The sequence below is a fragment of the Chitinophaga parva genome (genome assembly GCF_003071345.1).
GTDB lineage: Bacteria > Bacteroidota > Bacteroidia > Chitinophagales > Chitinophagaceae > Chitinophaga > Chitinophaga parva.
Genome location: NZ_QCYK01000001.1, coordinates 724,126 through 740,105 on the forward strand (window position 1 = coordinate 724,126; position 15,980 = coordinate 740,105).

12 protein-coding genes and 1 riboswitch are annotated in these 15,980 nt (G+C 53.3%); of the genes, 8 read left to right on the forward strand and 4 right to left on the reverse strand.

Annotated features, from left to right (window positions below):
* The first annotated feature begins 8 nt into the window (after positions 1 to 8).
* From DCC81_RS03205 to DCC81_RS03215, 3 genes are all read left to right on the forward strand, one after another.
* Complete coding sequence (locus DCC81_RS03205; RefSeq protein WP_108685145.1) at positions 9 to 1,484, forward strand: alpha-amylase; 1,476 nt, start codon at positions 9 to 11, stop codon at positions 1,482 to 1,484.
* 74 nt (positions 1,485 to 1,558) lie between these two features.
* A riboswitch (SAM riboswitch) is annotated at positions 1,559 to 1,662 on the forward strand.
* 158 nt (positions 1,663 to 1,820) lie between these two features.
* Complete coding sequence (locus tag DCC81_RS03210; RefSeq protein ID WP_108685146.1) at positions 1,821 to 3,020, forward strand: trans-sulfuration enzyme family protein; 1,200 nt, start codon at positions 1,821 to 1,823, stop codon at positions 3,018 to 3,020.
* Positions 3,021 to 3,135: 115 nt separating this feature from the next.
* Positions 3,136 to 4,485, forward strand: a complete 1,350-nt coding sequence (locus DCC81_RS03215; RefSeq protein WP_165806419.1) for an amidohydrolase family protein — start codon at positions 3,136 to 3,138, stop codon at positions 4,483 to 4,485.
* Between the two features lie 91 nt (positions 4,486 to 4,576).
* Here DCC81_RS03215 and DCC81_RS03220 read toward each other — a convergent pair whose 3' ends face one another.
* The gene (locus DCC81_RS03220; protein WP_108685148.1) at positions 4,577 to 5,635 is read right to left on the reverse strand and encodes an oxidoreductase; all 1,059 of its coding nucleotides are present in this window, start codon (positions 5,633 to 5,635) and stop codon (positions 4,577 to 4,579) included.
* Positions 5,636 to 5,716: 81 nt separating this feature from the next.
* Entirely contained in the window at positions 5,717 to 6,661 is a 945-nt protein-coding gene (locus DCC81_RS03225) for an aldo/keto reductase (protein ID WP_108685149.1), read from the reverse strand.
* A 298-nt stretch (positions 6,662 to 6,959) separates the two neighbouring features.
* Between DCC81_RS03225 and DCC81_RS03230 the strand changes: the two genes are divergently transcribed.
* Entirely contained in the window at positions 6,960 to 7,235 is a 276-nt protein-coding gene (locus DCC81_RS03230) for a hypothetical protein (RefSeq protein WP_108685150.1), read from the forward strand.
* A 209-nt stretch (positions 7,236 to 7,444) separates the two neighbouring features.
* Here the strand turns inward: DCC81_RS03230 and DCC81_RS03235 are convergent, their stop codons facing one another.
* A complete protein-coding gene (locus tag DCC81_RS03235; protein WP_133177518.1) occupies positions 7,445 to 7,879 on the reverse strand; it encodes a hypothetical protein in 435 nt (144 codons plus the stop codon).
* A 1-nt stretch (position 7,880) separates the two neighbouring features.
* Positions 7,881 to 9,104, reverse strand: a complete 1,224-nt coding sequence (locus DCC81_RS03240; RefSeq protein WP_133177519.1) for a M28 family peptidase — start codon at positions 9,102 to 9,104, stop codon at positions 7,881 to 7,883.
* A gap of 252 nt (positions 9,105 to 9,356) precedes the next feature.
* On the opposite strand from DCC81_RS03240, the gene gcvT reads away from it, so the two are divergent.
* The 4 genes from gcvT to DCC81_RS03260 all read left to right on the forward strand — a co-directional run bounded on the left by gcvT (position 9,357) and on the right by DCC81_RS03260 (position 15,970).
* Positions 9,357 to 10,442, forward strand: a complete 1,086-nt coding sequence (gene gcvT, locus DCC81_RS03245; RefSeq protein ID WP_108685153.1) for a glycine cleavage system aminomethyltransferase GcvT — start codon at positions 9,357 to 9,359, stop codon at positions 10,440 to 10,442.
* A 283-nt stretch (positions 10,443 to 10,725) separates the two neighbouring features.
* Positions 10,726 to 11,199 carry an SRPBCC family protein gene (locus DCC81_RS03250; protein ID WP_108685154.1) on the forward strand — a complete coding sequence of 158 codons (474 nt, stop codon included), beginning with the start codon at positions 10,726 to 10,728 and terminating at the stop codon, positions 11,197 to 11,199.
* A gap of 69 nt (positions 11,200 to 11,268) precedes the next feature.
* On the forward strand, positions 11,269 to 11,997 hold the full coding sequence (locus DCC81_RS03255; RefSeq protein ID WP_108685155.1) for a 2-phosphosulfolactate phosphatase: 729 nt from the start codon (positions 11,269 to 11,271) through the stop codon (positions 11,995 to 11,997).
* 223 nt (positions 11,998 to 12,220) lie between these two features.
* Positions 12,221 to 15,970 (forward strand): DEAD/DEAH box helicase, encoded by a 3,750-nt coding sequence (locus DCC81_RS03260; RefSeq protein ID WP_108685156.1) that lies wholly within the window; start codon positions 12,221 to 12,223, stop codon positions 15,968 to 15,970.
* The last annotated feature ends 10 nt before the right edge of the window (positions 15,971 to 15,980 follow it).

Below are 15,980 nucleotides of genomic sequence, written 5' to 3' on the forward strand. Positions count from 1 at the left end.
CGAGCAAAATGCAACAAGACACATTTATTCAATTTTTCCACTGGTATACACCAGCGGACGGCCATTTGTGGCAGCATTTCCGGCAGGAAGCAGCATCACTCAAAGTAAAGGGCATCACGCACGCGTGGTTGCCTCCCGCCTTCAAAGGCGCCAGGGGTAAGGATTCTGAAGGGTATGATGTGTACGATCTTTATGACCTGGGTGAGTTTGACCAGAAAGGAACCGTTGCCACAAAGTATGGCCCCAAAGAAGATTACCTGCAGGCCATCAGGGCCGCACAGGAGCAGGGGCTGAAAGTGCTCACTGATGTGGTGCTGGGCCACCGCACCGGTGGCGATGGCAAGGAAAAAATAAAGGTGCAGCGCGTGAATCCCGACAACCGTACTGAGATGACAGGCGCCCCCTTTGAAATTGAAGCTTTCACCCAGTTTTTTTTCCCCGGCCGTAAAGACCAATACTCTGCATACAAATGGGACTATCACAGCTTTGCTGGTGTAGACTATGCTGCAAACCTGCCTGCAGAAGAGCAGGGTATCTTTAAGATCCTCAACGAGTACGGCAACGGCCAATGGAATGAAGAGGTATCACAGGAGAACGGCAATTTCAGCTTTCTCATCGGTGATGATGTGGAAACGAGGAACCCGGCAGTACGGGAAGAACTGTATAACTGGGGCAAATGGTACCTCCAGGTGACGGGGTGCAACGGGTTCCGCATAGACGCGCTCAAACATATGTCGTGGAGGTTTATGAAGAACTGGTCAACGGCCATGAAAGAGGCTGCCGGCAAGGATTTCACCATGATCGGCGAGTACTGGAGCCCGGATAACCTGCCGGAAATGCTCGATTACCTGGATAAGGTAGAGAACAGCATCAGCCTGTTTGATGCACCATTGCACCACAATTTTTACGAGGTGTCCAAAGGCGAAAGGGAGCTTTGGAAAGTGTATGATAATACCCTCACCGCTGCGCGGGCAGATAAGAGTATTACCATAGTAGAGAACCATGACACACAGCCGTGCCAAACGCTGGAAAGCCCGGTGGAAGCATGGTTCAAGCCACTGGCCTATGGCTGCATCCTGCTGCGGGCACAAGGGGTACCCTGCATTTTTTACCCGGACCTGTATGGTGCGCAGTATCGTGATAATGGCTGTGATGTAACGATTGAGAAAGTAGCGGTGCTGGAAAAACTATTGGAACTGCGCAAAGATTATGCATACGGGGAGCAGGAAGATTATTTTGCTGCTGCCGGTGTAATAGGCTGGGTGCGGCGTGGCGATGCAGGCGCACCTGGCAGCGGATGCGCGGTGGTATTAAGTTCCAGTGAACAGGGTGGAAATATAAATATGCACATGGGGAAAGCCTTTGCTGGCAAAACATTTATGAACTTCCTAAACCCGTTGCAGGAGCTGGTGCTGGACGCGGAAGGCAATGCAGTGTTTTATGTAGACCAGCGGGGCATAGCAGTCTGGGTGCCGAAAAGATAGTCTACAAACTTTGTAGGATATTATTTGGTGCTTTCATTTTTTCTGCTTTATCTTTGCACCAGTTCTTTTTCAGATGCTTATCAAGAAAGGTGGAGGGACATGGCCCGACGATACCTTAGCAACCTTCCCCCGGGGAAAGGTGCTACTTCCATCCGCTGTAATGGCGGACAGATAACGCGGATCTTAGTTTTGGTATAAATGCATTTATATATAAAGCTCATCCGGTATCGGGTGAGCTTTTTTTTTATGCCCCCCGCTTTTGTTTTGATAAGTGTTGTGACCAGGGACCTGTTTATTCAAATCCTTTTTTCATCAAACTTAAAAACAACAACAACGATGAGTACCATTACTGAATTGCTTCACGCTATCCCTGCAGATCCTCACACCGGCGCCATTGCAGTGCCCATTTACCAGACCTCCACTTTTGTGCAGGATGCCCCCGGTGTAAACAAGGGGTATGACTATGCCCGCTCCAACAATCCCACCCGCGCCACGCTGGAACAGTTGGTGGCTGGCCTGGAAAAAGGCGCCGCTGCTTATGCATTTTCCAGTGGCCTGGCCGCCATTGACGCGGTGGTAAAACTGCTGCAGGCCGGCGACGAGATCATTGCTGTGGATGATATCTATGGCGGCGCGTTCCGCCTGTTTGACAAAGTGTATAAGAAGTTTGGCGTAACTGTGCATTATGTAGACACCACCGATGCGGGGAATGTAGCCGCAGCATTTACGCCCAACACAAAACTGGTATGGCTGGAAACGCCCACTAATCCTACCCTGAAGATCTCCGACATCCACGCCATCGCAAAGCTGGCAAAGGCCCACGGGGCGCTGCTTTGCGTGGACAACACCTTTGCTTCGCCCGTGTTGCAGCAGCCGCTCACACTGGGGGCAGACCTGGTAGTGCACAGTGCCACCAAGTACCTGGGCGGCCACAGTGATATTATTGCCGGCATTGTGGTGGCTAAGGATAAAGCCATTGGTGACGAGATCAAGTTTTACCAGAACGCCACGGGTGCCATCCTGGGCCCGTTTGACAGTTTCCTGCTTATCCGCGGGCTGGAAACCCTGCACCTGCGCGTGCGTCAACATAGCCAGAATGCACAGGCGGTGGCCGAGTTCCTGCAACAACACCCGCTGGTGGATAAGGTATTTTACCCTGGCCTGCCTTCCCACCCGCACCATGCATTGGCCAAACGGCAGGCAAAAGGCTTTGGTGGTGTGGTGTCCTTCACCCTGAAAACAGACACGGTGGATGCCGCTACAACCCTGGTGTGTAGCACCCAATATTTTAAACTGGCGGAAAGCCTGGGCGGCGTAAAAAGCCTGCTCTGCCATCCGGCCAGCATGACGCATAAATCCATCCCGGATGCCATACGCCTGGCAAACGGTGTGGCCAACAGCCTGGTGCGCCTGTCTGTGGGCCTGGAAGAAACGGAAGATCTCATTGCAGACCTGCAACAGGCCCTGGAAAAAGTGGCGGTGAAGCGCCCGCAACTTTCTGAGCAGGAACCCCTGGAACCGGCCCTGGCACTGTAATGCAGCGGCTTGTACCTGAGAGTGGGCACGGCCTTCATGGCCATTGATGTAAATATTACGGGAAATGCCGGGCTGGCGTGTATTTTGTGGCCTTACTGCAAACAATATCCCCGCTATGCGACCCTTCCTGTTTTATGCGGCTGTGCTGCTGCTTTGCTGCGCGGCATGCCAGCAGCCCTCCACTACTTCCGGCAGTGACAAGCTCACCGTGATCAAAGGGGTAACCCTGATAGATGGCAATGGTGGTGACCCCATGGCGCATGTGGCCCTGGTGTTCCGCGGCGATGAGATCACCGCTATCCTGAAAGAAGGAAAAGACTCCCTGCCAGCCGGCGCCACCATCATTGACGCCACCGGCAAAACGGTGATGCCCACGCTGATCAACGCACATGGTCACCTGGGCCTGTTGAAAGACACTACAGCGGTGGCACAGAACTATACACCGGAAAACATTGTCCGCCAGTTGAAGCAATACGCGGCTTATGGCGTGGGCGCCGTGCTCTCGCTGGGTACGGACCAGGAGGCCATCTGGGCGCTGCGTGACAGTTCCCGCGCGGGAAAAGTGCCGGGCGCTGTCATTTACACCGCGGGTTATGGCTTTGGAGTGCTGAATGGCGGTCCGCCCGCATCCTTTGCCAGCAAGGTGTTCCGGCCCCGTACGCCGGAAGAGGCCGCGGCAGCTATGAAACAACTGGCACCGCATAAGCCGGATTACGTTAAAATGTGGGTAGACGATTTTAACGGCAGCATGCCCAAAATGACAGCCGCCATTTACGATACCATCATCAAGTGCGCACACGCCCATGGGCTGCATGTGGCGGCGCACGTGTACTACCTGGAAGATGCCCGCCGGCTCATTGATAACGGGGTGGATGTAATTGCCCACAGCATCCGTGATAAAGAGGTGAGTGATACCCTGGTGGAGGCTATGCGCAGCAAAGGTGTTTATTACATTCCCACGCTTACGCTGGACCAGTACAGCTTTGCCTATGCCACAGACAGCGTGCCCTGGATCAATGATCCTTTTTTCAAAAACTCACTGGAGCCGGGTGTATATGAAATGCTGACCAGCGCCGCTTACAAAGCAAAAGCAAAAAAGGACAAGGACCTGCAAAAGAAAATATATGCATTCCACACGGCGATGGTGAATGTGCGCAAGATGCATGCAGCCGGTGTAAAAGTGTGCATGGGCACAGACTCCGGCGCACAGCTGGCCCGCACCCAGGGCTATTCTGAGCACCTGGAGCTGGAACTGATGGTGCTGGCGGGCCTTACGCCGCTGCAGGCCATTACCTGTGCTACAAAGAATGGAGCAGCAATGCTGCACGTTGAAAATGAGACCGGCACCCTGGAACCCGGTAAGAAAGCCAGCTTCATCATCCTTGATAAAAACCCGGCAGACAATATTAAGAACACCCACACTATTGCCCAGGTGTGGATCAATGGCGTGCAGCAGGCACGCTAAAAAAGAAACGGGGCGGTGCCTATTGCATCGCCCCGTTGGGGAACTTTTTATAACGCTTTACCCTGGCTTTGATGGCCGGGGTTTCTTTTTTTTAATGCGTGAACGGTACGGTGCGGCCTTCCGCCTGGCTTTGCATAGCCAGCTCAATGATGCGGATGGTATTGCGTGCCTGCTGAGGTGTTACGGCAATGGGTGCCGTGCCTGTGATGGCATCGTGTACGTTCTGGTAAAAACCGGTATAATCGCCCCGCTCACTTTCAATGTGGCCGGTAATGTGGAGGCCATTGTACGTAGTATTGATCTTGCCCCAGATGTCCTGCGGCTCCACGCCCCAGTTAGGATCGCCCTGGGGCATGCCGCCGGCGCGCAGGATGTCTTCCTGCGGGTCCATGCCGTATTTCAGGAAAGTACCTTCTGTGCCGTAGAGCATGAAAGTAGGCCCGAGTTCTTTTACCAGCATGCCGCCTTTCAGCGTCACTTTTACATCGGGATAATGCAGGCGCACGTCAAAGCTGTCGATGGTTTTACCGCCGGGGCGCTGTGCCCGGAGATCGGCTGTGATGGCGGTGGGCAGGCCAAAGAGCATCTGGGCCTGGTCTACCAGGTGGGCGCCCAGGTCGTACCAGGTACCGGAGCCGGGAATGTTCTCTTCCCGCCATGCGCCGGGGCGGAAGTAATTGCGGAAGCGGTCGTAATGTGCTTCAAATTCTACCAGGGTGCCCAGCATGCCGCTGCGGATCACCTTTTCCACTGTTTTGGCATTGCTATCCCAGCGGCGGTTATGGTTTACGGTGAGTACTTTATTTACCTGCTGCGCAATGCTGATCAGTTCATCCGCGTCCGCGCTGGTGATGGTGAACGGTTTTTCTACCACCACGTGTTTGCCCGCCAGCAGCGCCTGTTTGGCCAGGGGCAGGTGGGCATCATTGGAAGTGGCCACCACTACGAGGTCTATGGCGGGATCATTGATAATGTCATTGGCTTCCGCAACAATTTCCGTGTTGGGATAATACGCCTTGATGATGGCAATATTCTCCGGTTTTCTTTCCCGGATGCGTTTCAGTTCAAAGCCCGGCACGTTGGTGATAAAGGGCGCATGAAAAACGCGGCCGCCGGGGCCAAAGCCTATGAGGCCTACTTTGATGATCATATTGTTAGCGTGTTAAATTGCCGGATGGTCTGACGGTTAATTGATGGTTTGTTAGTTGTTGAGAACAATCTAACACTTTATTCAGGCACTTGCTACATTGAGTTGTTCAATGGCATCACGGTCCAGTTGCAGCTGGGTGGCTTTGACCAGGCTTTGCAACTGATCTAGGCTGGTGGCGCTGGCAATGGGTGCCGTGATGCTGGGCCTTGCCATCAGCCAGGCCAGGGCAATGGCGGCCGGCGCGGTGGAGTAGCGTTTGGCCACATCGTCCAGGGCGCCCAGGATGCGGATGCCGCGTTCGTCCAGGTATTTTTTTACGCCTTGTCCGCGGGGACTTTTGTTGAGGTCTTCCATGCTGCGGTACTTACCGGTAAGGAAGCCGCTGGCCAGGCTGTAATAAGGGATCACGCCCAGGCCGTATTCCCTGATCAGGGGCTCATATTCCGTTTCGTAGGGTGTGCGGTCGGAGAGATTGTACAAAGGCTGGATGCTTTCGTAACGGGGCAGGTTGTGCGCTGTAGCCGCATCCAGCGAGGCTTTTACGCGGGCAGGGCTCATATTGGAAGTGCCTATTACACGGATCTTGCCGGCTTTTATGAGGTCTGCATAGGCCTGCAGGGTTTCAGTGACCGGCGTGGCTTCATGATCGTAGTGGGTTTGGAAGAGGTCTATGTAATCTGTTTGCAGCCGCTGCAGGGATGCATCTACCGCCCTGGTAATGCCGGCTTTGTCCAGCGCCTGGCCGGGGGAGCCTTTGGCGCCGGTCTTGGTGGCGATGACCACCTGGTCCCGTTTGCCGCTTTTTTTCAACCATTGGCCAATAACGGTTTCAGATTCCCCGCCTTTATTGCCGGGCACCCAGGCGGAGTACACGTCTGCGGTATCTATACAATTGAGGCCTGCGTCCACAAAGGCGTCGAGGAGTGCAAATGACGTGTTGGTATCCGCCGTCCAGCCAAAAACATTTCCACCAAATACTAAAGGAGCTATTTGCAGGCCGGAGTGGCCCAGGGTTCTTTTTTCCATTGCGCAGTAAGTTTAAAAAGTTAAACAAGTTTCCGGTTGGGTGTCATCAAAAATACACCGCAATGTTTAATCCACAATGTGCGGGCATTACACCTAAGTACGCTGAGGGTGCGCCTACTCAAAGTGAGGATAAAACCGGGCGTGCCTCTGCAAATAGGCCATCAGCGCAGTTTTACAGCCTCTTCCAGCCAAATGCGCGGCTCCCGTGATGCTCACTGAACGCCCGCCCCGGGGCCGCTGGCCGTGGCACCATATTGACATTCCTACTTGTAAATTATTCACACCAAAAACGGCGATTATGGGCATAAACAACAACAAAAACCCGATGGAAGGGTATAATGCTAAAGACCGGAATTTTCAGAAAACGGCGGACGACAGCAACCAGATAGGCGGCAACACCGGAGACAATGAAAAGGAGGATGTGCAGGATACCGCTGAAGAAGTGGTGGAAGATGAAATAGATCCTGTACTGGATGAGGAAGACCTGGAAGAGAACCACCTGACGGACGAAGAGGCAGATAAGATAGCATGGGAACCTTCCCGGCCGCAGGTAAAGCAACCTGGGAAGCAATAGCATGATGCGCAGAAAATGGTGAAGGAAGGAGAAGTGTGATGCGCTACATGTGGCACCCGGAGTTGAAGGATGAATGAAGCAGTGCGATGGCCCGGACGTGGCGCCAGGCACCATCAGGGAGCGTAAAACGTGTGAAGATTGTTAATCGTGACTGTAGATGCGTTTTTAAGCGGGCGGGCATTTTACCAGCCCGCTTTTTTTTACGCGTGCTATTTAGCGGTGCTGTCCGGGCGCGGCCCTTCCACGTAGCGCACCAGCTGGGAGCTGTCGCGGTGCAGGTTTACGAAGAAGGGATTTTTTGCCGGGTCAAAAGCAATGATGGTATGCATGTCCCAGGTGTCTGTGGGCGGCGCCAGGATCATTTCCACTTCCAGTGAATTTTCCCGGCGGAACAGGATGCTGTCTTTTTGAATGAGGTGGCGTTTAAAGCCCTTGCTTTCCAGGTAGGTTATGAAGGCCTGTTGTTTGGCAGCCACACTGTCGGTTTCCGGGTTGCTGGCTGGCTTGCTTTCCCGCACCAGGTACGACTTTTCGGTGATCACATCATAATGCGAGGTATCATGCTGGCGTACTTCACCGTTGTTGTGGCAGGCGGCCAGTGTGGCCACCAGGGCCAATGCGGCCATGGTTTGTTTCAATTGCATGTTATGGGTGTGCCAGTTTGCCCTGGCTGTTGGCTTTTTCAATGAGGGAGTATACCATTTTCACCACGTCCAGTGTGCCATTGTAGTTCACCGGCGCGGCGGCATCGTCCGGGGTGGAGAAGGCCAGGGCCGGCGCATTGCTTTGCGGCAGGGTGGCACTGTCTACATCTACTTTCAGGCTGTTAGGTGTAACATCAGAGAGCAGTTGTTTAAACGCATTGGCACTGGCGCAGCCCTGTACGCGCAGGCCTTTGTCTGCGTGGCCCATGGGGGCCAGTTTTACGATGTAGTTAACGGCATTACCGGCTATGGTGCAGTGCTGGTCAAACCAGGTGCTGCCCAGTCCACCCTGTTCCTGGCCGGATACGGCTACCAGCAGGTAGTTATTGTTATGGAGCTTGCTGGCTTTCAGCAGGCGGCCCAGTTCCAGCAGGGCGGCGGTGGCGCTGGCCTTGTCGTCATTTTTACGGGCAGGCGCACCGTCATAGGGGGCGCTCACGATCACCGTTTGCGGGGCGCTGTTATCAATGAAGCCTATTACGTTGGTACCGTGGGTACGTACGTGCTCAAAGGCCACTTTCAGGTCTACGGAAAGGTTGTCGGCGTCCTCGCCCATGTATTGTTTGGCCGTGGGCGCAGTTACCCAGAGCACGGGTATGGACAAGGGTTTCATGGTTGTGTGGCTCCATTTTTCCAGTTCCGCGGCGGGGATATTGCCATTATAGAACACCACGGCGGTGGCGCTGGTTTTGATGGCTTCCGTGGCCTGTTTGTGCAGGTGTTCCAGTATTTTGTCTGCCGGGATCTCCTGGGTGGAGAGGTCTACCAGCCAGATATTGTTGGGCTCATTCACATGCGGGATCACATCGCCCTTAGCGGCTTTGGTGGCGCTGAAGGGCAATGCGTAAAACTGTTCATTGGGGGCCAGTGGGTGGTCGTTGATACGCAGCAGGGCGCTGGCCGCGGTTTGCATGGCATCTTTGATCACGAAGCATTGGAAATAGCCGCTGTCGCCCTTGGGCTGCAGGCCATCCTGTTGCATGTGTGCGCTGATCCAGGCTGCAGCGCGGGTTTCGCCCGGCGTACCGGTTTGCCGGCCCTGGAGGCTATCGGCGTTGAGGGTGCTAACAGTGGTTTGGAGGTTTTCCAGTGTTTTGCGGTCAGCCTTTTTCTGCGCTGCGGTGGGCAGCGTGGCCAGTAACAATAACACAATACAGTTCTTCAAGCGATTGAATTTTATTGACAGTAAATACAAATTTACGGGAAAGCCGGCACGGGATCGCTATAAAAACGCAGGTCCGGCACCGTTTGTTTTATAGGGGAAGGTGTCTGGCAAACCTTTTTGTGACAATCCTCCTGTTCCCGGCCCTGCATTCGATCAAATACCTGCGATATTCCGGGCCGGTGGTGTTTTTTGAAGGGTGATACCTTATTTTTGCGGCCTGATCGCGGTACAACAAAAACAATTTCCAGCTTTATGAAGCAAACACCCTTTACGCAGCAACACCTGGCCCTGGGGGCAAAAATGGCGCCATTTGCCGGCTACAACATGCCTATTTCTTACACGGGCATCAATGACGAACATGCGGCAGTGCGCAACAACGCCGGCGTTTTCGACGTAAGCCACATGGGCGAGTTCATACTGAAAGGCCCGGACGCCCTGGACCTCATCCAGCGCGTAACCAGCAATGACGCTTCCAAACTCACTGCCGGAAAGGCCCAGTACAGCTGCCTGCCCAATGACCAGGGGGGTATTGTGGACGACCTGCTGGTGTACTGCATTGAGGAAAACAAAGTATACATGCTGGTGGTGAATGCCAGCAATATTGAAAAGGACTGGGAATGGATCGCAAAGCATAACACGGCCAACGTGGAAATGCACAACATCTCCGACAAAACCTGCCTGCTGGCCATCCAGGGCCCCAATGCCACGGCCATACTGCAGCCCCTGACCAACGTGGACCTGGCGAACCTGAAATATTACACTTTTGCCAAGGGCACTTTTGCAGGAGTGGACAACGTGATCGTGAGCGCTACCGGGTATACTGGCGCCGGCGGTGTGGAAATTTATTTTGAAGACAAGGACGGTAGCGCAGACAAGATCTGGACCGCCATCTTTGAAGCCGGCGGCCCCAAAGGCCTGAAACCCATTGGCCTGGGCGCCCGTGACACCCTGCGCCTGGAAATGGGCTTCTGCCTGTATGGCAATGACATTGACGATACCACCAGCCCCCTGGAAGCAGGCCTGGGCTGGATCACCAAATTCACCAAAGACTTCACGGCCCGTAATATTATTGAAGCCCAGAAGCAAAGCGGTATCCGGCAAAAGCTGGTGGGCTTTGAAATGGTGGACAAGGGCATTCCCCGCCACGACTACGCCATTGTAGATGCCGCGGGCAATAACATAGGCCGGGTAACTTCCGGCACCCAGAGCCCCACCCTGGGCAAGGCCATTGGCCTGGGCTATGTAGCCCTGCCCCATGCCGCCCTGGACAGCGAGATTTATATTTCCGTACGGGATAAGCAATTGAAAGCCAGGGTGGTGAAGTTGCCCTTTGCTTAAGATCGTACAACGTACAGCGTACAACGTACAACGTACAAAGATATCCGGAGGTACAGGATAGGGTGAATGGCCCTGGTCGTGTACCTCTTGTTTTTTCAGGGCGTGGAGGGCTTACCGGCATTTTGGGGGGCGTACGTTGTACGTTGTACGCTGTACGTTGTACCTTGTACGTTTTTCCAGCAAACTCGTACATTATACTTTGTACATCGTACCTTGTAGCGTACTTTTAGCGTTCTATGCCAGATTGACCACAACGTTCTGAAAAAATTTAACCGTATCATTGATGCCTACCATTCATCTGACCACCGTTATTCACGCGCCGCTGGAGCGGGTCTTTGACCTGAGCCGCAGTATTACGCTGCACAAGCGCAGTATGGAGCACACCCGGGAAGTGGCCGTGAAAGGCCGGACCAGTGGGCTTATTGACTATAACGAAACCGTAACCTGGCAGGCCAAACACCTGGGCCGGGTGCGGGAAATGACGGTAAAGATCACCGCCATGCAGCCCTGGCACTTCTTCCGGGACGAAATGACCAAAGGGCCTTTCCGGGAGTTTAGCCATGAGCATCATTTTAAAGAGATAGGTAATGGTACCGTGGCCATTGATGTGCTGAACTATTCCATTCCTTACGGTAAGCTGGGAGAGTGGTTCAACCAGTTGTTCCTGGTGCGCTACATGACCAACCTGCTCAGGCTGCGCAACCAGACCATCAAGGATTTTGCGGAATCGGAAAAGTGGAGGGTGGTGCTGGACTAGCCATATTATAACCGATTAATTAATAGCCTGCCAGCCGCACTGGCGGAGGCAGGCCAGATTTTCAAGTGAATGAGTGAATCCAACAAGCCGCGCCTGGAGGTGTGTATGTCGCCGGCACTGCTGCATTTGTATGATGTTAAAGACAGCATTGTAGTTATTATTGATGTATTGCGCGCCACCTCTACCATTTGTACGGCGCTGTACAATGGGGCTGCCCGCATTATCCCCGTAGCGGATGTGGCCGAGTGCGTGCGCATAGGCCAGGCCCTGGGCGCCATCACCGCCGGGGAGCGCGACGGTAAGATTGCGGAAGGCCTGCAATACGGCAACTCGCCTTTTGAATATCCCCGCTCCTTTGTAGAAGGCAAAACCGTGGTGCTCACCACCACTAACGGGACCAAGCTGCTGCATATGGCCAAAGACGCCAGGCAGATCATTACCGGCTCTTTCCCTAACCTGAGCGCGGTATGTGATTACCTGGTGAGCCGGCAACAGCATGTGATCCTGGGCTGCGCCGCCTGGAAAGACCGGGTGAATATGGAAGATACCCTCTTTGCCGGGGCCGTGGTAAGCCGCATCCGCGATCATTTCCAGGTAAATTGCGACTCTGCCCTGCTGGCAGAACAGGCCTACCTGAGCGGTAAACACGACCTGTTTGAGTTCATGCGGGGGGCTACCCACTTCAAGCGCCTGATCGGCTTCGGCCTGGAAAAGGATGTGCGTTACTGCCTTACGCCGGATAGCGCACCCGTACTGCCGCTGCTGGTGAATAACGAACTCATCGCTTTCCAGGGATAATTGGATGATAGAGTAGTATAAATCGAATAATTTTCAATACATTCATCGGGCCGGCATTTCTTTGTGCCGGCCCGTGTTATTTCTGTGTTAGCCGGGGGGTGAATGTGACCCTTGGGCTGGCCGATTTTCGAAATTTTATGTTTACTTTTGTGGATTGCCTTTTCACAACCTGCTAACTTTTTTAGTTAACCCGCGTTGTGAAGAAAAATGGCAATGGATTACTATGTCACTGCCCCATTTGCTGAAATACGTTTATAACAATGGTACCGACGAGGTGATTCGCCGGGGCAAACGTATTTTCTCTACAGGCGGGGTGGAGCTCCTGGATGCCGATCCGCTGCTGAAGGTGGCCAATTTCCGGGTGAAAAGCGATACCCACGCCAATTTTTATAAAGTAACGATCAGCAAGTACAACGAGTCGTCCAACATGTCGATCCGTTGCCAATGCCCTTACAACCTGGGCGACATTTGCCGGCATGAGGCTGCTGCCTTGTTCAGCCTGCAGGAAATGCTGGATAAAAATCACTTCGATACGTTTGATACCACTTTTGACCAGCGCCACACGCTGATCAAAATGAAATTCATAGACCTCAAGACGATCAAGCTGCTCACTTCGCAGGCGATCTTTGCAGAGGCCGAAAAAATACTGCGCCACCACACCGCAAAGATCATCCTGGCCAAGGATGAGCGGGTGGAAGCCTCCCTGAAGGCAGACGGCCAGGAATACCCCCTGATCTTCCAGCGCAACGAAGAGCGTTTCTTTGATACCCACTGCACCTGCGATGAGCATGGACATGCACTCTGCGTGCACAAAACCGCCCTGTTCCTGCAACTGTTACAGAAGAACGGGCCTTATTATTTTGACACGCTGCGCAACTGGGATAAAGAAAAGAACAAACTGCTGGCCATTTACGGCTACTCTCTCAATGATAACCTGGAAGGCAAGTTCACCTTCACCTACATGGACGGCAAGCCCTTCCTGCGCGTACTGGACCCCTCTATAAAAAGAGTGGAAGCCCCCGTGGCCAATGCCAACGCAGCTCCGCCGCAAGCGGTGGCCAATGGTGCTGCCATGGATGAACCCGTGCTGGGCAACCGACGCCTGGGCGTGGTGTGGAATGCCAATGAAAAGCTGTTCCCCTATTTTAAGGTAGACCTGATCAATGGCGAAACCAACGATGAGGAAACGGAATACGTGTCCTTCATCAACAAGCTGGATCTTACCAAGTACATCGATTTTTACCAATACAAAGAAGCGGACCGGGAGCTTATCACGCCCATCCGCAAACTGCAACAAAGCGAGATAAGCAAGTACCTGAGCAAAAACTCCCCTTTTGCAGGCATCTGGGAAAACATCACTACCAATGATGAAGACCTGCCCGCAGAAACCAAGGACCTGATCCTGGAGTACCTGCATCCCAAGGTACAAAAACTGCTGCCCCAGCTGGAAGGCCAGCGTCTTAACTTTTACCTGCCGGACCGCCAGCAGTTTAAGACGAAGAACATCATTCCCGTAACCATGGCGCCCAACCCGCTGAAGCTGCAGTTCCGTACCCGGATCAATGACAGCGGCATTGCGGTGAGCTGCTGGGTACTGGTAGACCTGGAATGGGTGAATGTATCGGCCAACGAGTGGGCCAGCCCGCTGTTATTCCTGTACAATAAAACACTGTACGCTTTTGAGAACGCGAAAGACAGCCAGTATATAGCCCGCTTTATGGAGCAAGGTACTGTGCAGGTGGCCACGGACGACTGGGGTGATTACCTGCGGGAGTTCCTGCTGCCGCTCAGCAAGAATTATGACGTGCAGTACGACCGCTCCCTGCTGGCGGAAGTAGACGATATAGTGCCGGAGCCACGGGTATACCTGAAAGAAATGGGGGAAACCTTCATTATCCAGCCGGGCTTTGCCTATCATGGCCAGGAGGTGGAGTGGAATGATGAACCGCGCATTACGCTGCAGGAAGGCAGCCGCGTGCTGATCATCCATCGCAATAAAGAAGCGGAGCAGGCCTTCGTGGAAAAGATCCGCAGCCTGCATACCAACTTTGCAGCGCCGAGCAATAACAACTATTTCTACCTGCGCTCCAAGGATGCGCTGAAAAATAACTGGTTCTTCCTGTTCTTTGATACGCTGAAGGACATGAATGTGCGCGTGTTTGGTTTTGATAACCTGCGCAATTTCAAGTTCAGCAGCCATAAACCGGTGACCAACCTGCAGATCAGTTCCGGCATCGACTGGTTTGATGCGCAGGTGGAGATCCTGTATGGCGATCAGAAAGTGAGCATCAAGGAGATCAAACAGGCGCTGGTAAATAAGCAGAACTATGTGCAACTGGCAGATGGCTCCCTGGGCCTGCTGCCGGAAGAGTGGCTGCGTAAATATTCCCTGCTGTTCAAGATCGGCGAGGAAAAGGACAAAGGCTTAAAGCTTTCCAAATACAACTTCAGCGTGATCGATGAACTGTATGAGTTCATTGATGATGAAGCGGTGCTGGCAGAGCTGGAAGAGAAACGCAAAAAGCTGCTGAAGTTTGACGAGATCCGCAACGTATCCCTGCCGCACAACCTGCAGGCCACGCTGCGCCCTTACCAGGAAAGCGGTTTCCAATGGCTCAACTACCTGGATGAAGTGAAATGGGGCGGCATCCTGGCAGACGATATGGGTCTTGGTAAAACCATCCAGGCGCTTACGTTTATCCAGCATTACAAGAACAAGCATAACGGCAAGTGTACGGCCCTGGTGGTGTGCCCCACTACTCTGATCTATAACTGGGAAAGTGAAATTAAGAAGTTCACCCCGGAAATGACCTACCACATCCATCATGGTGCCACCCGCCTGAAAAAGCAGGAGGAACTGGAGCGCTTTGATATTATTATTACCACTTACGGCACCCTGCGCAGTGATGTGCAGTTGCTGATGAAAATAGCGCTGGACTACGTGGTGCTGGATGAAAGCCAGGCCATTAAGAACCCGCAATCCAAGGTGACCAAGGCCGCACAACTGCTGAACACGCGCAACCGCCTGGCACTGAGCGGTACTCCCATGCAGAACAACACGTTTGATATTTACGCACAGATGCACTTCCTCAACCCCGGCATGCTGGGGAGTGTGGACTTCTTCCGCAATGAATTTGCCACCCCGATCGACAAGTTCCAAGATGAAGAGCGTAAGGAGCATTTGCGTAAGCTGATCTATCCATTCATCCTGCGCCGTACCAAGGAGCAGGTGGCCAAAGACCTGCCAGACAAGATTGAAACGGTGATCTTCTGCGAAATGGAAAATGAGCAGCGCCAGATCTATGATGCGTACCGCAATACGTACCGTTCCAAGATCCTGGGCGTGATCGAGGACCAGGGCATGGAACGTTCCCAGCTTACAATTTTGCAGGGCCTCATGAAGCTGCGCCAGATCTGTGATTCCCCAGCCATCCTGAATGAAGCGGACCAATACCCCAATCATTCTGTGAAGCTGGATGAGCTGACGCGCGAGATCGCGGAGAATATCGGCAATCACAAGGTGCTGGTGTTTTCACAGTTCCTGGGTATGCTGGGGCTTATCCGCGGCAAGCTGGAAGAGTTAGACATTCCCTTTGAATATTTTGATGGCAGCACCTCTACTACGGAGCGTGAGCGCGCTATACAGAATTTCCAGAACAATGATAAATGCAGGGTGTTCCTGATCTCGTTGAAGGCAGGCGGCGTGGGGCTTAACCTTACGGCGGCGGACTATGTGTACATTGTGGACCCATGGTGGAATCCCGCGGTGGAGCAGCAGGCGATTGACCGTACACACCGTATTGGCCAGACGAAGAATATTTTCGCGTATCGTATGATCTGTAAGGACACCGTGGAGGAGAAGATATTGCAGCTGCAGGAGCGGAAGAAATCGCTGGTGAAGGAGATCATTGCAGACGATGCGGGCTTTATCAAGAAACTGACGAAGGAGGATGTGTTGTATTTGTTTAGTTAATCCCCGTGGT

Bases quoted from the DNA above. Each gene is read 5' to 3' on its own strand.
- DCC81_RS03225 (WP_108685149.1), bottom strand. From the start codon at position 6,661: ATGGAAAAAAGAACCCTGGGCCACTCCGGCCTGCAAATAGCTCCTTTA.
- DCC81_RS03235 (WP_133177518.1), bottom strand. From the start codon at position 7,879: ATGCAATTGAAACAAACCATGGCCGCATTGGCCCTGGTGGCCACACTG.
- DCC81_RS03255 (WP_108685155.1), top strand. From the start codon at position 11,269: ATGAGTGAATCCAACAAGCCGCGCCTGGAGGTGTGTATGTCGCCGGCA.
- DCC81_RS03230 (WP_108685150.1), top strand. From the start codon at position 6,960: ATGGGCATAAACAACAACAAAAACCCGATGGAAGGGTATAATGCTAAA.
- DCC81_RS03250 (WP_108685154.1), top strand. From the start codon at position 10,726: ATGCCTACCATTCATCTGACCACCGTTATTCACGCGCCGCTGGAGCGG.
- DCC81_RS03220 (WP_108685148.1), bottom strand. From the start codon at position 5,635: ATGATCATCAAAGTAGGCCTCATAGGCTTTGGCCCCGGCGGCCGCGTT.
- gcvT (WP_108685153.1), top strand. From the start codon at position 9,357: ATGAAGCAAACACCCTTTACGCAGCAACACCTGGCCCTGGGGGCAAAA.
- DCC81_RS03210 (WP_108685146.1), top strand. From the start codon at position 1,821: ATGAGTACCATTACTGAATTGCTTCACGCTATCCCTGCAGATCCTCAC.
- DCC81_RS03215 (WP_165806419.1), top strand. From the start codon at position 3,136: ATGCGACCCTTCCTGTTTTATGCGGCTGTGCTGCTGCTTTGCTGCGCG.
- DCC81_RS03260 (WP_108685156.1), top strand. From the start codon at position 12,221: ATGTCACTGCCCCATTTGCTGAAATACGTTTATAACAATGGTACCGAC.
- DCC81_RS03205 (WP_108685145.1), top strand. From the start codon at position 9: ATGCAACAAGACACATTTATTCAATTTTTCCACTGGTATACACCAGCG.